Origin of the sequence: Sphingosinicella xenopeptidilytica, from assembly GCF_042676985.1 — a bacterium.
In the GTDB taxonomy this organism is placed as follows: domain Bacteria; phylum Pseudomonadota; class Alphaproteobacteria; order Sphingomonadales; family Sphingomonadaceae; genus Sphingosinicella; species Sphingosinicella xenopeptidilytica.
Genome location: NZ_JBHTIK010000015.1, coordinates 382,305 through 400,488, shown reverse-complemented (window position 1 = coordinate 400,488; position 18,184 = coordinate 382,305). Strand labels below are relative to the sequence as shown.

The 18,184-nt window shown below is 60.6% G+C and carries 17 protein-coding genes and 2 tRNA genes; 7 read left to right on the top strand and 12 right to left on the bottom strand.

Features of this window, described 5'->3' with window-relative positions:
- The first annotated feature begins 9 nt into the window (after nt 1-9).
- Nucleotides 10-85, top strand: a tRNA-Lys gene (locus ACFQ00_RS18625).
- Nucleotides 86-374: 289 nt separating this feature from the next.
- On the top strand, nt 375-1,445 hold the full coding sequence (locus ACFQ00_RS18620; RefSeq protein ID WP_381494486.1) for a phosphatase PAP2 family protein: 1,071 nt from the start codon (nt 375-377) through the stop codon (nt 1,443-1,445).
- Between the two features lie 180 nt (nt 1,446-1,625).
- Here the strand turns inward: ACFQ00_RS18620 and ACFQ00_RS18615 are convergent.
- From ACFQ00_RS18615 to ACFQ00_RS18575, 9 genes are all read right to left on the bottom strand, one after another.
- Nucleotides 1,626-2,383, bottom strand: a protein-coding gene (locus tag ACFQ00_RS18615; RefSeq protein ID WP_137708757.1) for an IS5 family transposase whose coding sequence is annotated in 2 segments (ribosomal slippage) — nt 1,626-2,050 and nt 2,050-2,383 — 759 coding nt in all. Because the reading frame shifts where the segments join, the coding sequence is not laid out codon by codon here.
- 124 nt (nt 2,384-2,507) lie between these two features.
- The gene (locus tag ACFQ00_RS18610) at nt 2,508-4,217 is read right to left on the bottom strand and encodes a hypothetical protein (RefSeq protein ID WP_381494483.1); all 1,710 of its coding nucleotides are present in this window, start codon (nt 4,215-4,217) and stop codon (nt 2,508-2,510) included.
- Between the two features lie 9 nt (nt 4,218-4,226).
- Nucleotides 4,227-6,134: a GtrA family protein gene (locus tag ACFQ00_RS18605; RefSeq protein ID WP_381494480.1), complete on the bottom strand. Its 1,908-nt coding sequence runs from the start codon at nt 6,132-6,134 to the stop codon at nt 4,227-4,229.
- Nucleotides 6,131-6,820: a class I SAM-dependent methyltransferase gene (locus ACFQ00_RS18600; RefSeq protein WP_381494477.1), complete on the bottom strand. Its 690-nt coding sequence runs from the start codon at nt 6,818-6,820 to the stop codon at nt 6,131-6,133. The genes ACFQ00_RS18605 and ACFQ00_RS18600 overlap by 4 nt, the downstream gene beginning before the upstream one ends.
- Nucleotides 6,807-7,835, bottom strand: coding sequence for a glycosyltransferase family 2 protein (locus ACFQ00_RS18595; RefSeq protein WP_381494475.1), 1,029 nt, complete (start codon nt 7,833-7,835; stop codon nt 6,807-6,809). Before ACFQ00_RS18595 ends, ACFQ00_RS18600 begins: the two co-directional genes overlap by 14 nt.
- Nucleotides 7,836-7,923: 88 nt before the next feature.
- Nucleotides 7,924-8,325: a DUF3775 domain-containing protein gene (locus tag ACFQ00_RS18590; RefSeq protein ID WP_381494472.1), complete on the bottom strand. Its 402-nt coding sequence runs from the start codon at nt 8,323-8,325 to the stop codon at nt 7,924-7,926.
- Nucleotides 8,326-8,424: 99 nt separating this feature from the next.
- The gene (locus tag ACFQ00_RS18585) at nt 8,425-9,360 is read right to left on the bottom strand and encodes an NAD(P)H-dependent flavin oxidoreductase (RefSeq protein ID WP_381495287.1); all 936 of its coding nucleotides are present in this window, start codon (nt 9,358-9,360) and stop codon (nt 8,425-8,427) included.
- A gap of 19 nt (nt 9,361-9,379) precedes the next feature.
- Entirely contained in the window at nt 9,380-10,612 is a 1,233-nt protein-coding gene (locus tag ACFQ00_RS18580; RefSeq protein WP_381494469.1) for an NAD(P)/FAD-dependent oxidoreductase, read from the bottom strand.
- Nucleotides 10,609-11,595 carry an isoaspartyl peptidase/L-asparaginase family protein gene (locus ACFQ00_RS18575; RefSeq protein ID WP_381494466.1) on the bottom strand — a complete coding sequence of 329 codons (987 nt, stop codon included), beginning with the start codon at nt 11,593-11,595 and terminating at the stop codon, nt 10,609-10,611. Before ACFQ00_RS18575 ends, ACFQ00_RS18580 begins: the two co-directional genes overlap by 4 nt.
- Before the next feature lie 147 nt (nt 11,596-11,742).
- Here ACFQ00_RS18575 and ACFQ00_RS18570 point away from each other — a divergent pair.
- Both ACFQ00_RS18570 and ACFQ00_RS18565 read left to right on the top strand, forming a co-directional pair.
- A tRNA-Met gene (locus ACFQ00_RS18570) sits at nt 11,743-11,819 on the top strand.
- Nucleotides 11,820-12,065: 246 nt separating this feature from the next.
- Complete coding sequence (locus ACFQ00_RS18565) at nt 12,066-12,797, top strand: Npun_F0296 family exosortase-dependent surface protein (RefSeq protein ID WP_381494464.1); 732 nt, start codon at nt 12,066-12,068, stop codon at nt 12,795-12,797.
- A 57-nt stretch (nt 12,798-12,854) separates the two neighbouring features.
- On the opposite strand, the gene ACFQ00_RS18560 is transcribed toward ACFQ00_RS18565, so the two are convergent.
- From ACFQ00_RS18560 to ACFQ00_RS18550, 3 genes are read right to left on the bottom strand one after another with little or no spacing between them, the layout of a single operon-like run.
- Entirely contained in the window at nt 12,855-13,622 is a 768-nt protein-coding gene (locus ACFQ00_RS18560; RefSeq protein ID WP_381495284.1) for a hydrolase 1, exosortase A system-associated, read from the bottom strand.
- Nucleotides 13,619-14,296 carry a hypothetical protein gene (locus ACFQ00_RS18555; protein WP_381494461.1) on the bottom strand — a complete coding sequence of 226 codons (678 nt, stop codon included), beginning with the start codon at nt 14,294-14,296 and terminating at the stop codon, nt 13,619-13,621. The genes ACFQ00_RS18560 and ACFQ00_RS18555 overlap by 4 nt, the downstream gene beginning before the upstream one ends.
- Nucleotides 14,297-14,566, bottom strand: coding sequence for an acyl carrier protein (locus tag ACFQ00_RS18550; RefSeq protein ID WP_381494458.1), 270 nt, complete (start codon nt 14,564-14,566; stop codon nt 14,297-14,299).
- A 106-nt stretch (nt 14,567-14,672) separates the two neighbouring features.
- On the opposite strand from ACFQ00_RS18550, the gene ACFQ00_RS18545 reads away from it, so the two are divergent.
- From ACFQ00_RS18545 to ACFQ00_RS18535, 3 genes are read left to right on the top strand one after another with little or no spacing between them, the layout of a single operon-like run.
- A complete protein-coding gene (locus ACFQ00_RS18545; protein WP_381494455.1) occupies nt 14,673-15,323 on the top strand; it encodes a hypothetical protein in 651 nt (216 codons plus the stop codon).
- Between the two features lie 3 nt (nt 15,324-15,326).
- Nucleotides 15,327-16,817, top strand: a complete 1,491-nt coding sequence (locus ACFQ00_RS18540) for an acyl-CoA ligase (AMP-forming), exosortase A system-associated (RefSeq protein ID WP_381494452.1) — start codon at nt 15,327-15,329, stop codon at nt 16,815-16,817.
- Nucleotides 16,814-18,043 (top strand): pyridoxal-dependent decarboxylase, exosortase A system-associated, encoded by a 1,230-nt coding sequence (locus ACFQ00_RS18535; RefSeq protein WP_381494448.1) that lies wholly within the window; start codon nt 16,814-16,816, stop codon nt 18,041-18,043. The genes ACFQ00_RS18540 and ACFQ00_RS18535 overlap by 4 nt, the downstream gene beginning before the upstream one ends.
- Nucleotides 18,044-18,184 lie beyond the last annotated feature (141 nt).

Here is an 18,184-nt window from a genome sequence, read left to right as displayed (position 1 = left end):
ATGGCGCATGGGCCCTTAGCTCAGTCGGTAGAGCAACTGACTTTTAATCAGTAGGTCGCTGGTTCGAATCCAGCAGGGCTCACCATCACAGTTTCTTCCGATTTTCGATTCCTGGTGTCTGCAGCCCGGCAATACGGAAAAAATTGGCCCGACCGCTGGGACGGCCGGGCCAGTCAAACTGGGATGTAAACAACGCGAGAATAAGAAACTCGCGCGGCTCGGCTGCTCGCACACATGCGACGTATTATCAACATGTTATTGGAACGGTGTCGTAATGTGCCCGGGGGCGGTCGCACTGGAGACTGCCGCTTCCACGTATCGTTAATGCCTTCTGTATAGGGCTGGTCACACCAGCAGGTATCGATCGGGCGCCCATGTACGCTGTTCTCGGAAAGCCGTTTTCCATCGCGCGTGAGGAATGGGCATGGCTTGCGCCGCTGTTTCTGATGGTCGCCGGAATCTATGGCGTTTCCGAGGTGGTGGCGCAGTGGAACGGAGCCTCCACGGCCGCGCTGGTTGCCGACTACATGGGCAAGGCGCTGCGCGCGGTTCCGCTCGTTGTGTCGCTGGGGCTTCTCTATCATTTGATCCGCGCGCTGCTCTCCGGGGAGGCACAGCCGCTGTCCAGCATGGTGGTTTCGCTGCGCGCGCAGCTTCAGGATACAAGTGGGCTCGTCTCGCGGCTGCTGCCGCTCGCGCTGATGCCAGTGCTGTTCGCAGCGATGGGTATGCTGAAAATGCAGATCCCGCACATCATGCCGTTTTATCTCGACGACCTGTTTGCCGCGGCCGACAAGCTGCTGTTCCTGGGTCGACAGCCGTGGGAGCTGACGCACGCGCTCTTCGGCTCGGCCGATGCAACGCTGGTGATCGATCGCCTTTACACGCTGTGGGTGTTCGGGCTTTCCGTGGCGATCGGCTATTTCGCGCTCATCGCGCCGGGCGCCGAGCGTGCGCGCTTCTTCCTGAATTTCACGGCGATCTGGATCGTGCTCGGCGTGTTCGGCGCCTACATCGGCAGCTCTGCGGGGCCATGCTTCCTCGCGGCGCTGGCCTCTCCCTCCGCACCGGAGTTCGCCGGGCTGATGGAAAGGCTCACTGCGATCGACGCGGCGCTGAAGGCCAACGACGGCAGCGGCCTTGGCGCGCTGCACTGGCAGACCATGCTCTGGACCGCGCACGAGACGGACACGATCGCCTTCTCGATGGGCATTTCGGCAATGCCCTCGCTCCACAACGCGATCGCCTTCCTCTACGTGCTGCTCGCGTTCCGGATCGGACGCGTGGCGGGTCTCATCGCTTCGCTCTTCGCGCTCACGACGTTCGTGGGCTCAATCCACCTCGGCTGGCATTACGCCGTGGACGGGCTCGTCGCCTTTGCGGGGACGTATGCGGTGTGGTGGGGTGTGGAGCGGTATTTTTCCGCTTCAGCAGCAGCTAACTGAAGAGCGTTTATCAACCAAGCCTTCGTGGGGGAAGTGCTCGAGGCTTGTGCCGTTAGAAGCCTTGCGCCCTTGTGACAATCGTTCAGTAATAGCCCTCGCATGCAAATTGACGAACTACTTCGGTAATGACCCGTAGTTCAATCGGCAGGGAACTGACCTTTGACTAGGGTCGAGACTCAATCAAAGCCAGAAGGCGACAGCGGCAGCGAGGCTTACGGCTGACAGGAAGTTCCGGGCGAGCTTGTCGTAACGGGTGGCGATGCGCCGGAAGTCCTTCAGGCGACAGAACATGGCCTCAACGCGCCAGCGATCTTTATAGCGGCGTTCGTCATACTGGATCGGGCGCTTTCGATTACGACGACCGGGGATGACAGGGATAGTGCCTTGTTCGCGCAAGGCAGCCCTGATGCGGTTGGCATCGTAACCCCGGTCGGCGATCACCCGCTTCATGCCGATGGTCTCGCCGATCAGCAGGTCTGCGCCCTTCACATCCGACGTGTTGCCGGGCGTCAGGACGAGGCGGAGTGGTCGCCCAAGAACATCGACGAGCGCGTGGATCTTCGTTGTCCTGCCGCCACGCGAGATGCCAATGGCATTGGCCCGCGCCCCCCTTTTGCGCCACCGGCAGAGCGGTGAGCCTTGATATAGCTGCTATCGATCTGGCCGGTCTCAGCGATCCAGCCCTCCTCGGTCAGCGCCGCCAGGATACGCGTCCAGATGCCCCGGCGGCTCCACCGGTTCCAGCGATTATAGACCGTCGTCGAAGGGCCGTATTCAGACGGGCAATCCGCCCAGCGGCCACCACACTTGAGCATGTGGATGATGCCCGAGATCACCCTGCGATCATCGACACGCCGCGCTCCGGGCTGGTTCTTCGGCAAGTGCGGCTCAATCGCCGTCCACGCTTCATCCGACAACCAGAACAACGAACGCGACATTCCCAACAGCCTCCTGCCTCAGCGGAGACTCCCTGAATCAATGTGAACGCAGATTTTCAAGAGGCTAATTGGGTTTGGACCCTAGAAAGTTTCTGGTTAGGAAACAGCGGGGCTCACCATCCAATCAAGATGCTTTTGATCTGTAGATTCTGTTTGCGCCATCCCACGACCAATTCGGGTAGCGAGATCTTAGCGTCGCTTCCAACAGGCGGATTTCGGAGTCGGTGAGGGGCTGCACTCTTTTGAAGAGGTAGGCTTTACAACCATCCAGAAAATACGGGCCTTTAATAAGGCGATAGCCATTCGATAGCGGGCCGCCGTCGATGAGATCCGTGGCAACCACTGACACGACTTGTTGGTGTTGTGCTGGCAAATGAAGCGCGACCGGATCCGCTACGATAGCATATTCGGCCCGTAAAGGTGCGAGTGCGAAGCCGTCGCGCGCATCGACTTGCGAAATCCAGGCAATGGAAGGTTTTAGCTCCGGGCTGAGTGATGCGAGCAATGAGTCTGAAAGGTTGAAACCTGACGCAAAGATCGCAATTTTTTCGTTCTGCTGGAGATGTTGCCGAGTATCACTTATGAGGCGAAAATAATCTTCAGGTTTTTCAAGTCTGAGTGGCAGGAACTGTTGGCTGGAAAAAAGAAATCCTGCCGGAGCCAAAGCCGCCCGGACGCCAGGAGCGAATACGACGGCGAAGTTGGCTATGCTCCAGAGAATTGCGAGCATAGCGAAAGGCCATCGCCAGTTCGGTGACAGGTATATGGTGATCCTTGCATAGGCAAGTGCTATGGCTGGCAAGGTCCAAAAGAAGATCGGCAAAAGGTGCTGAATGCCGGGGGCTTGGGTCTGCGCGAAGAGTAGATAGGTGATGATAGAAGCCAATGAACAAAATTGGGTCGTGCGATTTCCTTCCTTCAAGGCGAATACGGTTCCGAGCATAAACAACAGGCAAAAAGGGATGCTCAGATTAAGAAGAAGCGTGCCGGCCTGTTTGAAGAAAGGCTGTTGATACGCAACGTATAAGTCTCCGTAGGAACTGGTGAGTATTTCCCGAACCAATGGCAGTTGGAAGGCTATAAGGCACGCGGCAACCGTGAACCCGGCTCGACCGAAACCGTTTGCACCGGCTTTCAGGGTGTCCTTTCGGCTTTTAAGGGTCAAAAGGATAAGCAAAATAATGAGTGCGCCGGCGGTAAAAGACCCGATGACCGCAAAGGCATACCAGCGGCGAAACAGGAATGCCGTCCATAGAAGCGTGCCAAAAGCGAGACCGCTGCGAAGCGGATTCTCGGTTAGTCCTTTGGAGCGAAGGAATATGAGGGTTGCGACTCCCAACGGTATCAAGCCGATGACGTCCGGCATGCCCCGGAGAGTTGGAGCCCAGAAGACTGGAAATAAAAAGGTGATAATCGTCAGAGAAGTGAAGATGTGTCCGGAAACAGCTTGCGCCTTTGAGCTTTCCAGAATGGCGCGGCGACATAGGGCCAAGCTAATAGCCATAGCGGGAAGCATATAGAGGGTTGATATGCCTAATATGTATCCAAAACGATTTGGTCCGAAAAATAGGTAAAATGGCGCTAAAAAGGTTATGCTTGAAAGATTGTAAGAATCTACTCTAATTGAATTGACCAGCCAATTCAGCCATTCAAAATTACCGCTCCAAAAATTTTCCATAAATTTTAAGTATAATTTATAATAATTACCCCAATCCCAGTAATATATATCTTGCTCACTATTTACATAAATATTTGATATTGAAAATGTAGAAATTAAGAAAAATAAAACTAAAAATGCATATTTTTTAGAAAAATTTATCTTATTAATTATCATTATTATTCTCTAAAATATGTTTCTACATTCTTTTAATATTTCTATATTATTATAATTTAAAACATAAGTTTCTAATCTTTCATCTTGTAATATAATTTTATAGTAATTGTCGAAAAATTTTCTAAATTTTAGGTCGCTTTTTAGAAATTCAAGCGGAGTCGATATATTGTATTCTATATTATTTAGTGTAGTTTGAGTATCAACTACGATGTATAAAGGTGGATTGCAGGCGATATCATTGAGAGTTTGTGTGATAATATGCTTGCCCAGAAGCTCTAGATCCTGTTCACCTCTTCTATCTTCGGAAGTGATCGTCGGCAGCATCCAGAACGCATAGTAGCGCAATGACCACTTCAGTTTGGCTTGTTCGATCGCAGGCCAGACAAGGCTGGGATTTACCAGAAAGGCAGCGACGTTCGTCCCCGCAGGAGCGCTTTGAAGAAGTGCAACCGTCTGTTTTCCGGTTGCTACTTTATAGGGCCCTCTCAAACCCACCACAATGACTGGCAAAAGGAGAGCGAAAATCAGAAGCGGGTGTTGTCGAGCGTTTTTGAAAATACCAGGCTTGCCGACTAGAAGTATGGCTAAGGCAACAAAAAGCAAACTCGTCGCCGGTGCGGCATGGTAGCCCCAGCCCTTGCCTTGAAAAAAATAAGACAGAGAAAATCCTGCAAAGGACAAGAGTGCTGATGGCAAAATGGCGCGTTCGAATAAGGTCCTGTTGGTGCGAAATACCGAAAAAATAGCAATAACTCCGACGAACCAAATTAATGTGTACTTCGATAGGAGAATTTTGATCGGAGACAGTGCGAAATCATCGTAGGCGAGTGCAACCATTGGTACGATGACGTCCAGGAAGTCTCTGGATGTGAATATGATGGCAAAGATGTATCCCACAGCAGCGGTGCCGAGAATTACAGTCTCAGTGCGAAAGGGGCGCCACGTTCTGCGCAGCCGATACAAGAGCCAAAGCTCCAGCAGTAAGGGTACGGCGACAAAGTAATGCTTCAGCGCGAAGCCAAATGCAGCTCCGATGCCTACAAAGGCTACAAGCCAAGGATTGATCGCCCGCTTTTCCTCCCGAGCTGCGATAAGTGCTGCGTAGGGAACGGCTGCAATGAGTGCGAGATGTTCGCGCTGGGCAAAGTCGCCTATCGGCAAAAGAAGGAGAGCCGAAAATGTCGCAATCGTGAGGAGCGTAGCCTGGTACTGAGTATCTGGGGATACAAACTTCACGAATATCGATGTGGCCGCGGCAGACCATAGAATGATCAGCTGGACAAGAAGTCGTAGAGGGTCAACGTCAACGGCTGTGGCAACCTTCGTAATCAGAGATGCAGCCCAGAACCAGAGCGGGGGATTTATCTCGAGGATATCCCGATACAGTTCGGCGCCGTTGAGAAGCTGCCTTGCAATCCAGAACTGCCAGTAAACATCATGTCCGAGCGGCAAGGTTGGTAACAGCATTAGCGCCGCACCTGTCATCACGACAAGGAGCGGAATCGTAATGCTGGTTCCTCGCAACATGGCATCAGATTGATCGATGAACACCACAGTCTTCGAAAGGAGGAAAAACACCACCGAGTAGGTGATGATAGCGACAAACTGTAAAATCGGGGACTCACGGAATCCGAAGTGAGCGCCGACGAGAATGATTAGAAGATTACATGTGTAAGCGGCGAGCACGACCAGAGCAAAGAGCGGCCACTGTCGGGAAGTGCTTTGCGATGCGGCTGCAAACGTCCAGCGGCGGTTTAGATGGAAACTAAGCAGGAGGCCGACCGCATATCCGGCGGCATTGGCGAGTATGTCGCCCCATCCCAGGGCCAGCCCCGTAAGTATGATAAGATAGCCAAGGGCAGTATTTAGTAAGCCGACAATGCCAAACCTTGCAACCTGCATACTGGTCGGGGTCATCGACAGCATTCCAGGGAGTATTGAGCGCCCAGGGGGAGCCAGCGTAGTGCGTTCTCCAGAGGTCGGAGGGCGGCAAGGGGGCCGGGGAAGAACAACTGATACTGCAGTCTTGATGTGGAAAAGCCTGCAGCTGATGTCCGTCGCATCATTTCACGTCCAGCGATGAGCACAGCGTGTTCGTCGAAGGGGCAAGTGCGAACAGCGTGCCGAGTCAACGGGTTTAGCGGATTGTGCTCGAACAGGAAAAACCGCCCCCCGGTACGTAGAACTCTTCGGATTTCCCCAAGCAACCCGATGTGCTCCGATGCATCGATATGATGGAAAACACATGCGGTAAACGCGAGATCGAATGTGCCATCATCGAACGGAAGCTTCCGGCCATCATAGAGACATGTCTCGGCATCGGGGTGTAGCTTGCGACAGACGGAGAGGGATCCTTCAGATACGTCCAGGGAAACAATACGGTTATCGGGAAACGTCTGCCGAAGCGGTGTATAAGAATTGCCGATCCCGGCACCGAAATCGAGAATTGTTCGGGGCGATTGGCCAGCACGCGCTAGCACCGATGCCACATGCTCGATCTTGTATGCGGCAAAGTAATCGAGATCTTCACCCGCCAGCCGGACGCTATCTGCGTGCTGTCGGCGATAGGTATCGGCGTGCACATCGAATTCAGCCTCGGTCATAGTTTGAAATCCCGATGCGCGCCTGAAGACTATGAACTGGTGAAGAAGTCATTGAAGACGCCGATAGTTTGCGCACTTCATCAACTATGAAGAGTGGTCGCCGTTTCGATTCCATATAGGTTCGTCCAACATATTCGCCCATGATGCCGAGCGTAATCAGCTGAATGCTGCCTACGAGTAGAACAATCGTTACGATGCTCGTCCAACCCGGTACAACGTCTCCGTTGGCCCAAGAATAAAGGACGCCGCCAAGAAACAGCATGAAAAGAAGGCCCAATATGATGCCGACATGAGATGCGATGCGAAGCGGCGAGATCGAAAATGCCGTGATCGCATCAAAAGCCAGCCGGATCATTTTCGACAAAGGATAGTTGGTCGTCCCGGCGAAACGTTCGGCACGACTGTACCGTACCGATGTCTGACGAAAGCCAAGCCAGCTCACCAGTCCGCGCACGAAACGGTAGTGTTCGGGCATCGCATTTAAATGATCGAGGGCTTTGCGCGACATCAGGCGAAAATCACCTGTGTCCTGTGGTATGTCGATATCCACAAGGCGCGACAGAAACCGATAAAAGAGGGCGGCGGTACCGCGCTTGAAAAGCGTTTCTCCCTGACGCTCTTCACGCTGTCCGTAGACAACGTCGAAGCCTGCATCCATTTTTGCCATCATCTCGCCAAGCAGTTCCGGTGGATCCTGGAGATCCGCATCGAGGATTAGCACGCGTTCTCCACGGCACAGGTTGAGACCTGCCGTCAAAGCCAATTGGTGACCATAGTTGCGCGAGAGATTGACACCAACGATTGCAGGATCTTTATCCGCATAAGCTGCGATCTTTTCCCACGTTCGATCCTTTGAGCCATCGTTTATAAGTAGGATCTCGTAATTGCTTTCCACCGCTGCCCGGCAAGTGGCGCTGACGCGTTCATAGAGAGCATCCAAGCACTCGAATTCATTGAAACAGGGGATGACAACCGACAGGTAGACGGTGGGTCCGCCAAGTTGCTGAGATGTCACGAATGGCTCCGGTCAAGCAGAAGTTCTACAATTCCGGTAAGCCATTAAGGTAAAGATTGGGTTAGGACTTGTTGTGTCCCCGCGGCGGCTAACCCGCCGTCCCCATCCCGTCGCAGTCCAGTCCGAACGCCGCCAGCCCTGTTTCCAGCAGTGAGGCCAGCATTGGGGTGCGCATGAGTGCGTCGGGGATGTCGGGGATCTCGTCGGTGACGGTGGCGAGGGCTTCGTCCCATTCGGCTGGGTCGTAATCGCCCGCACCGATCAGCATGAGCGTGTAGAGCTCGACCTGCTCGTCGTCGTTCAGGTCCTCGATCATGCTGCGAAGCTCTTCCTCGACAGAGGTATTCGAGGAGTCCTCGAGAACGTCCACGGCCTTGTCGTCGGCCATGTTTGAGCTGTCATCGGGGTCGACCGCGGGGACCTGCGCGTCGTACTCGCGAGCCCTCAAAACGATGCGGCATACGTCTTCGAGCGAAATCGTGAGTTCCATCGTGCGCTTCCGATCCTTGCCTTCGAGTCGCGGTTCGTTCCGGAACCAACCATGCCACAGCGGCGTGGCGGTTTCTTGAGTCGCGTCAAAAAGAACGGTTCAGGCCGCGCAGAGTTTCTCTTTCGCGGCGTCGTATTCGCGTTTCAGGCGCGCGACGAGCTCGGCGGCGGGCAGCACGGCCTTTACCGCGCCGATGCCCTGGCCGCAGCCCCAGATGTCCTTCCACGCCTTGGCGCCGGTGTTGCCGCCGCTGCCGAAGTCCATCTTCGAAGGGTCGCTGACGGGCAGGTTCGCGGGATCGAGGCCGGCGTTCACGATGGACGGGGCGAGGTAGTTGCCGTGCACGCCGGTGAAGAGGTTCGAGTAGACGATGTCCGACGCGCGGCTTTCGACGATCATCTGCTTGTAGCGTTCATCGGCGCGCGCTTCGGTGGTGGCGATGAAGGCTGAGCCGATATAGCCGAAATCGGCGCCCATCGCTTCTGCGGCGAGCACCGCGCTGCCGGTTGCGATGGAGCCGGAAAGCGCGATCGGCCCGTCGAACCATTCGCGAATTTCCTGAACGAGCGCGAAGGGGGAGAGCGTGCCGGCATGGCCGCCTGCGCCCGCAGCGACCGGAATGAGGCCGTCCGCGCCCTTTTCGATGGCCTTCTTCGCAAAGGCGTTGGTGATGACGTCGTGGAAGACGAGGCCGCCGTAGCTGTGAATCGCGGCGTTCACGTCCTCGCGCGCGCCGAGCGAGGTGATGATGAGCGGCACCTTGTATTTCACGCAGAGCGCGAGGTCGTCCATCAGCCGGTCGTTCGACTTGTGAACGATGAGGTTGACCGCGTAGGGGGCGTCCTTCTCCGTGAGTTCGCTCGAAAGGCGCTGCAGCCATTCCTCGAACTGCGGCAGTGGCCGCGCGTTCAGCGACGGAAAGCTGCCGACGACGCCCGCGCGGCACTGCGCGATGACGAGATCCGGGTTCGAGATGATGAACAGCGGCGACCCGATCACCGGGATCGAAAGCCGCCCGCGAAACAGCGCTGGCATGGTCAAGGTGAAAGTCCCCCTATGATGCGGCCAGGAGCTCCTTCAGCGGTGTGCCTGCGTCGGCGAGGCGGGCCGGATCGATGACCGCCCCTTTCTCCACCAGCGCGCGCCCCTGAATGAAATCCTTCGCCGCACTGATGCAATCGAGCGCGATGACCCGGCCACCCTTCAAATAGATAAGGCTGAAACTGCGTGCGCCCGGATTGCCGCGCAGCACGGTGGCATCGTGGCCCGTGGAGAGGCCCACGGTTTGCAGGCGAAGATCATACTGGTTGGACCAGAACCACGGTGTCGCCGTGTAGGGCTGCGGATCGCCGAGGATGGCGCCGACGGCGGTTTTCGCCTGATCGACTGCGTTCTGCACCGATTCGAGGCGAATGCGCGCGCCTTCCGCGAAGCGGTTTTCATGCGCCGCACAGTCGCCGATCGCGTAGATGTGGGGCAGGGCGGTGCGGCAGAAGGCGTCGACATCGACACCGTTGCCGCCGCTCGCGCCTGCCGCGAGGAGCGGCTCGACCGATGGCATGAGGCCGATGCCGACGATGACGGCGGCCGCAGGCAGCCGTTCGCCGCCTGCGAGGCGCACGGCGGTGACGCGGCCGGCATCGGTTTCCAGCGCCTCGATGGCGGCGGAGAGGCGCAGGTCGACGCCGTGGGCGCGGTGCTCTTCTTCATAGAAGCGGGAGACCGTCTCTCCGGCGACGCGCGCGAGCACGCGCGGCAGCGCTTCGAGCAGCGTGACCTTGTGGCCCTGTTTGACGAGAACGGCAGCCGCTTCGAGGCCGATGTAGCCGCCGCCGATGATCACCACAGGCCCGCCGCCTTCAAGGTCGGCACGGAGCGCATCGACGTCGGCGATCGTGCGGATCATGTGGACGTTGTGGCTATCGGCGCCGGGCAGGGGCAGGGGGCGCGGACTGCCGCCCGCTGCCCAGATGAGATCGCCGTAGCCGAGATGCTCGCCCGCATCGGTGGTGACGGTGCGCGCTTCCGGGTTCACCGCGGCGACACGCGTGCCGAGATGCAGCGTCACGTCCTTGTCGGCCCAGAACGCCTCGGGGCGGAGAAGCAGCCGGGCGGCTTCCTTTTCGCCGGCGAGATAGTCCTTGGAGAGCGGCGGGCGCTCGTAGGGCGGAACCGCTTCGGCGCCGACCATCGTAATGGTGCCGGTGAAGTTTGCCATCCGCAGACTGATGGCGGCCTGGGCGGCGGCCTGTCCCGCGCCCACAATCAGAACGTCGCTCGTGCTCATTTCTCATCCCCATAGATATGAACGGCGAACGCACCGCCGGAGGTTGCCCGCCCGCGATACATGCCGGGCGTGTTGAAGGAAAAGGCCGAAGTGCCGTCCGGCGCGACCGCGATGACGCCGCCGGCGCCGCCGAGTGCCTTCACCTCGGCCTGCACCGCGTCTGTCGCCGCCTGCACGTCTTCCTTGCCGAAGCGCATCCGCGCGCAGATTTCGTGCGCGGCGCCGACACGGATGTAGAACTCGCCGGAGCCCGTCGCGGAAACGGCGCAGCCGCGGTTGTCCGCATAGGTGCCCGCGCCGATGACCGGCGAATCGCCGACACGGCCCCAGCGTTTGCCGGTGAGCCCGCCGGTGGAGGTGGCGGAGGCGAGGTTGCCGTGCACGTCTTTCGCGACCGCGCCCACGGTGCCGTACTTCACCTCGGCGTCGAACGCTGCGCCGGTCTTGGCGTTTTCCTTCATCTTCTGAAGCTGCTGCCAGCGTTCTTCGGTGCGGAAGTACGCCGGATCGACCTGATCGAGGCCGCGCTCGCGCGCGAACCGGTCCGCACCGGGGGCCTGCAGCATCACGTGGGGGCTCTTTTCCATCACCGCGCGCGCGGCGCTGATCGGATTGCGCGTGCGCGTGAGGCCGGCGACCGCGCCCGCTGCACGGTTTCGCCCGTCCATGATGGCGGCGTCGAGTTCGTTGACGCCTTCGTAGGTAAACACCGATCCGCGCCCCGCATTGAAGCCGGGGTCGTCTTCAAGAACCTTCACGGCGGCTTCCACGGCATCGAGCGCGCTGCCCCCGGAAGCCAGCACGACCTTGCCCGCTTTCAGCGCCGCGGAAAGGCCGGCGCGCTGTGCGGCGTCCTGTTCCGCTGTCATCTTGCCGCGCTCCATCCCGCCGGCACCGCCGTGGATGAGAAGCGTCCAGTCCTGCATTGCGTTGGCCTTGCTTGAATGAAAACCCTCGGCGAACACGAACGAGCGCGATGTCATCGGCCGATCTCTCCCCGCAGTCCGCCGCCACAGTGGCGCACGGCTTAGCCAGCGCCGGGGCCTAGTGCAACCATGCTGCGCGGACGATTGACCGGGGCAGCCCCCACGCCTATATGACCCCCGCTTTCGGGCCGAACAGGTCTTCGGGGCGGAGTAGCTCAGTTGGTTAGAGCAGCGGAATCATAATCCGCGTGTCGGGGGTTCAAGTCCCTCCTCCGCTACCATCTCAACAGTCCTTTTTGTGAAGCGTCGACCGGTGTCGAGGGTCTTTTCGTGGGCCACGCCTAAGCAACGTGAAGGCTTGGAAGCATCACGGCTTTCGACAGAGACGTACCGTCGGAAATCTTTACACATTCGTTTCTGTAACGTTACGGTTAACCATTTGACTTCTGGTTTTCGCTCGGAATCGGAGGATTGGCACGCGCGTTGCTTATTGTTTTCGCAATGCAAGGATCAGGAGTTGTGTTGCGATGAACATCAAGATGATCGGTGGAGCGGCTCTTCTGCTTGCGGCGTCGACCGCGCAGGCTGCAACGATGAGCGTATCTTACGAAGCGGCGGGTGCGACGACCACGACGGCGACGTTTGACTATTATGGCGTCGAGACGTTCGACGGGAAGGCCGGACAGACGGACTTCACCTCGTCGTTCACCTACGACGGCAACACCATCGAGCTGACCTATAAGGACGTGAAGGTCATCGGCGCGAACCAGTATGGCGGCGACGGCGGTTCGGACTATGCGGTTGCCGGCCTCGGCTACGGCACGCTGAGCTACTCGATCGACATCACCCAGTCGGGCAGCACCGGCGTCAACTATTTCGGCTACTGGCTGTCGGCGCTCGATGCCGGCAACACGGTGAAGTTCTACAGCGGCGGTTCGGAGGTCTTCTCCTTCGCCCCCGTGAACGTCCTCGCGCTCGTCAGCGGCCAGCCCGACTACTGGGGCCACCCGGTGACGGGCCAGAATTCGGGCGAACCCTACGTTTTCCTGAACTTCTTCTATGACGGCGGCACGTTCGACCGCATCGAGTTCATCCAGGCGCCGGGCGGTGCCGGGTATGAATCCGACAACCACACGGTCGGCTTCTTCAAGGACAAGGGTGACGGCACGCCGGTGACGGACGTTCCGGAGCCGGGTGCGCTCGGCCTGCTCGGCCTTGGTCTCGCGCTCGCCGCGGTGGCGCGTCGCCGCAAGGCCTGAAGCGTCGCTTGATCGCTGAGTTTCGCGCCGGGGTGGCTGGTCCATCCCGGCGCGATGCTATTTGGCGAGCCAGTCCGTGATGGCGGCGAACAGCGCCTGACGTGCCTCCGGCCGGGTCAGCGTGTGATCGGCATTTTCAAGCCATACGGGATGGACGTGCCCGCCGAGCGCGGGGAGCAGCGCCGCGAAAGCCTCTGCCGTTGCGTCGCCGCGTGAGAGCGGCACGAGGACGGGCCCCGGAAACGCATTGATCGCGGCGACGAGGCGCGCGGAGAGGGCGCTTTCCGGTGCGGTATTCTTGCTGAACAGGGTTTTCAGCGCACCCTTCACATCGATCCCGCCGGACAGTATGCGCAGCCAGTTGCGGGGATTGAGAAGGCGCCTCAGCGTGCGGTCGCGCTGCGCAGCGGCGGGCATTTCGGCGACGTCGCTGTCGAAGCTCCAGGGATTGAGCAGGACGAGGCGCTGGATACCGTTTGCAGCCCCGAACAGCGCGAGCGCGGCCGCGCCGTCGCAAAGGCCGATGCCGACGATATCCGTGCCGCCGTCACGGCGAAGCGCCGACGCGGCGGCGGCGATGTCGTCCGCACTGCCGAGAAAACCCGTATCCTCGCCTTCGCTATCTCCGACACCGCACCGATCGAAGCGCAGCGCGGCCATCCCGTGGCTGCCGAGCGCTTCCGCAAGCGCGGTGAACAGCCGATGCGGCCCAGCCCTGGTCTGTACGCCGCCTGAGACGATGAGCGCGGCAAGCAGACCTTCGCCCGGGTGCAGCGTGGCGGCGAGGAGGCTCTCCCCGCAAGGAATGGCGAGCGGGCGGATCATTGCATCCACGCGGCGATGTCTTCGGCGAGCGCGGCGGCGAAGGCCGGAGCCGGGGCGGGTTCGGCCTGCCGCCACACCGGCGACCCTTCCACAGCAGACACGCGAAGCGGCACGGCGGCGTCCGGCAGCGTCAGGGCGGTGAGGTCCGCAGCAAGACCGGGCGTGACGTCATAGCCGGTGAGTGCGACCGTTTCGCCGCGCTCGAAGCGCGTTTCGTAAGTCGAGGGCGAGATGCGGGCACCTTCGCGCTCCTGATCCGCAATCGCCTGCGCGCGCATCATTTCGCGGAGGAGGCTGGCGCCGGAAGCGACGGGAGACACGCGGTAGAGGCCTTCGCTTCCGGAACCATCCGTGAGCAGCGCACCGCCGCGCACGGCGAGCACACGAAGCGGGCGCCCCACCAGCCTTTCTATCAGATGTGCGGTCGCAAGCCGCCACGCGGCGATATCGGGCACGCCGGTCGCATCGCCCGTGCCCGGAAGATCAGCGAGGACGCTGCCGATTCCGTTCGCAGCGAGCGCGCGGCCGAGATCGGCGAGAAGCCGCCGCGTGCGGTTCATCTCCTCAAACAGCGGCGGGACGAACAGCACGCAGGGCCCGGTTTCGGGGCCGCGCAGGATGGTTGGCAGGTCGTATGGCCCGGCGCTGACGAGCGTGAACCGGAACGGCTCCACCTAGGCGGCAGCCTTCCGCGCGATGAAGCCGACGAGATTGCCGAACGTCGCGAACAGGTCCGCGTCGACCTCGTCGTCGTCGATCACGATGCCGAAGCGGTCCTCCATCTCGGTGAGGAGGCCCGCGACCGCCATCGAATCGATCTCGGGGAGCGCGCCGAACAGCGGCGAGGTGTCGTCGAGCCCGGCGGCGGTCGCTTCGGGAACGCCCAGCACCTCGACGAGAATGCGCCGCATCTGGTCGGCGCGGGAAGCGGTGTCTGCGGTCATCTCCACCCTGTATGCACTGTCGTTGCCCGCGGGCGGTATACTGGCGCCGTTTGCAGAGGTAAATGCAGGCGAGACGGCAGAGCGGACAGGGCGGACAAAGGGGCGGATGTCGTTTCGTGAAACATGGCGGACGCTGGGTGCTGCAACGACGCTGTCCTATGCGATCGGGCGCATGGCGGCGCGGATTCCGGGCGTTTTCTGGCATCGCTACCGGCTGATCGCGGTGCCGCTTTCGGGGATGCCGAAGATGCCGCGCGGTCATGCCGTGCGCGAACTTTCCTCGGGCGAACTCAAGACTTTAGTCATCGATGCGCCCCTAGATGTGCAGCAGGATCGTTTCGCGCGCGGGCTTATCTGCCTTGGTGCGTTCGACGGCGAGGTGCTGGTCGGGGTCAACTGGCTGGCGCGGGGTCATTACGATGAGGACGAGGTGGACGTGCGGTTTCTGCTTCCCGACGACGCGGCCTGGGATACGGGCTTATGGATTCGCGAGGACCGGCGGCTCGGCCGGGCGTTCGCGGCGCTGTGGGCGGGGACGGGCGCGTGGCTGGCGGCGCATGGCCTCAAACGCTCGTTGAGCCGCATTGCCGACTACAACCTCGGCTCGCTGCGCCCGCATGAGCGCATGGGCGGCAGAACGCTCGGTATGCTCGCTGCGGCGCGGCTCGGGCCAATGCAGATCGCGACGGGCGTGCGGCCGGCGGCTGTACGTGCCGGGGCGGGAACGCCCGCGGTCTGCGATCTGAGGGGCTGCTGAACCATGCGGGTCGATGCGCTTCATCTTGGCCACGACGGTGTGCGCGCGGCGCTTATCGAAGGCGCACACACAACGACCTACGCCGAACTCGAGGCGCTCGTCAGCCGGATGGCGAGCGGGCTTGCAGCGATTGGCGTGCGCCCCGGCGATCGGGTCGCGGTGTGGCTCAGCAAGACCACAGGCAACATTGCCGCGCTGCTCGGGGCGATGCGCGCGGGCGCGGTCGCGATTCCCGTCAATCCGGTGCTGAAGGCGCCGCAGGTCGAACACATCATCGCCGACAGCGGCGCAACGGTGCTGCTGACCAACAATGCCCGCGCCGAGACGCTGCGCAACACGCCGCGCACATGCCGCGTGCTGCGCGCGGAAAAGGATTGGGGGGCGCTGATGACGGGCGCGCCTGTGGCCGTGGACCGCACGCCGGACGACCTTGCCGCGATTCTCTATACCTCAGGCAGCACCGGGCGTCCCAAGGGTGTGATGCTTTCGCACGCCAATCTCGTGCTCGGTGCAGAAAGCGTTTCGGAATATCTCGGTATCGGCGCCGAGGAGCGAATCCTCTGCGTGTTGCCGCTGGCGTTCGACTACGGCCTCAATCAGGTGCTGACGGCGCTGAAACAGGGCGGGGCGGCGATCCTGCTCGACTATCTGTTGCCGCGCGATGTCGTGAAGGCCGTGATTCGCCACAAGGCGACCGCTCTTGCGGGGGTGCCGCCGCTCTGGATGCAGCTTGCCGAGGTGGAATGGCCCGCCGAGGCGCGCAGCCTGCGCTATATCACGAACTCCGGCGGGCGGATGCCTGCGGCGCTGACGAAACGCCTGCGCACGCTTCTGCCCAATACGAAGATCTACCTGATGTACGGCCTCACCGAGGCGTTCCGCTCGACGTACCTCGACCCGGCGCTCGTCGACGCCCACCCCGATTCGATCGGGCGTGCGATTCCGCGTGCGGAGTTGCACGTGCTGCGTGCCGACGGAACGCCCGCGGCGCCGGGCGAGCCGGGTGAGCTTGTCCACGCCGGGCCGCTCGTCGCGAAGGGGTATTGGAACGATCCGGAGCGGACCGCCGTGCGTTTCCGCCCCGCGCCTCCATTCTTCGCGCATCCGGGCATGGCCGTGTGGTCAGGCGACACGGTGATGCAGGACGATGAGGGGCTGCTCTATTTCGTCGGGCGCGACGACGAGATGATGAAGATTTCGGGCAACCGCGTGAGCCCCACCGAGGTGGAGGAAGCGATCTTCGCAACCGGCGCAGTGAGTGCGATCGCAGTATTCGGCGTGGCGGACGATCGGCTGGGCCAGGCGATCGTTGCGGTCGGCGTGCGGGCCGCGGGGCTCGGCGAGATGGAAGCGGAAGCGCTTGCGCGCCGGGAGCTGACGGGACTAGTGCCTGCCTACATGGTGCCGCGCCATTTCATTTGGGAAACCGAGCTGCCGCGCAATCCGAACGGCAAGATCGACCGCGCCGTATTGCGCGCGAGGCACGTTCAATGAGCCGCGATCATCGCATCCACCCGCTGTTCCGCGAGCAGGACGGCGAACTCGCGATCGCGGGCCGGACGGCGACCGAATGGATCGCCGCGGCTGGCGGACGCACGCCGCTGTTCGTTTACGACCGGGGCGTGATCGCCGCGAAAATCGCGGAGCTGCGCGCGGCGCTACCCGCAGAGGTCGGCATTCACTACGCGATGAAGGCGAATCCGATGCCGCAGCTCGTGGCGTGGATGGCGGGGCAGGTGGACGGGCTCGATGTCGCCTCGGCGGGTGAACTGCGCGTCGCGCTCGCGGCCGGTGCCGATCCGTCGCATATCAGCTTCGCAGGGCCGGGGAAGCGTGATTTCGAGCTGGAGTTGGCGATCAGTGCCGGTGTCACGCTCAACATCGAATCCGCGCGCGAGTTCGCACGCGCCGCAGCGATCGGCGATCGGCTCGGAAAGCGCGTGCGCGCCGCCGTGCGCGTCAATCCGCCGTTCGACCTCAAGGCTTCTGGTATGCGGATGGGCGGCGGGGCCAAGCCGTTCGGAGTCGATGCCGACAAGGTGCCCGCGCTGCTCGCCGAAATTACGGCCGAAGGCTCGGATTTTCGTGGATTTCATGTTTTCGCCGGTTCGCAGAACCTCTCTGCGGAGGCAATCATCGACGCGCAGAGGAAAACGCTCGATCTTGTAGCGGACCTTGCGGAACACGCGCCAGTGCCGCCGCCGCTCGTCAATCTCGGCGGCGGCTTCGGCCTGCCGTATTTTCCGGGCGATCAGCCGCTTGATCTTGCCGCTGTGGGCAAGGCGCTCGGCAAGGCCCTCGCGTCACGTGATCCCATCCTGGCGGAAACACGGTTCGTCGTGGAACTCGGGCGCTATCTCGTGGGCGAAAGCGGTGTGTATCTGACGCGCGCCATCGACCGGAAAATGAGTCAGGACGAGGTGTTCATCATCACGGACGGCGGCCTGCATCACCAACTGGCGGCTAGCGGCAACTTCGGCACGGTGATCCGGCGCAACTATCCCCTTGCGAACGCAAGCCGTTTCGGCGCGCCGGACGCTGAGAACCTGAACGTCGTGGGCTGCCTCTGCACCCCGCTCGACAGGCTTGGCGACAAAGTGATGCTTCCTGCCACCGAGGTTGGTGACGTCCTTGCCGTTTTCATGGCGGGCGCCTATGGCCTTACGGCCAGTCCAACAGCCTTCCTGAGCCACGACGCTCCCGCCGAAATGCTTGCGTAAATTGCAAAATTTGCTATTGGAAAGGTAGGGAAACGAACGATGCCGTAACCTTTAGACGGTATCGGGTTCAGGGGCGGAAAGGCGGCCAGCCGGCATGCATAGGGCGTGTCGGCCTGATTTTGTCTCCCGCGGACGCGGGGG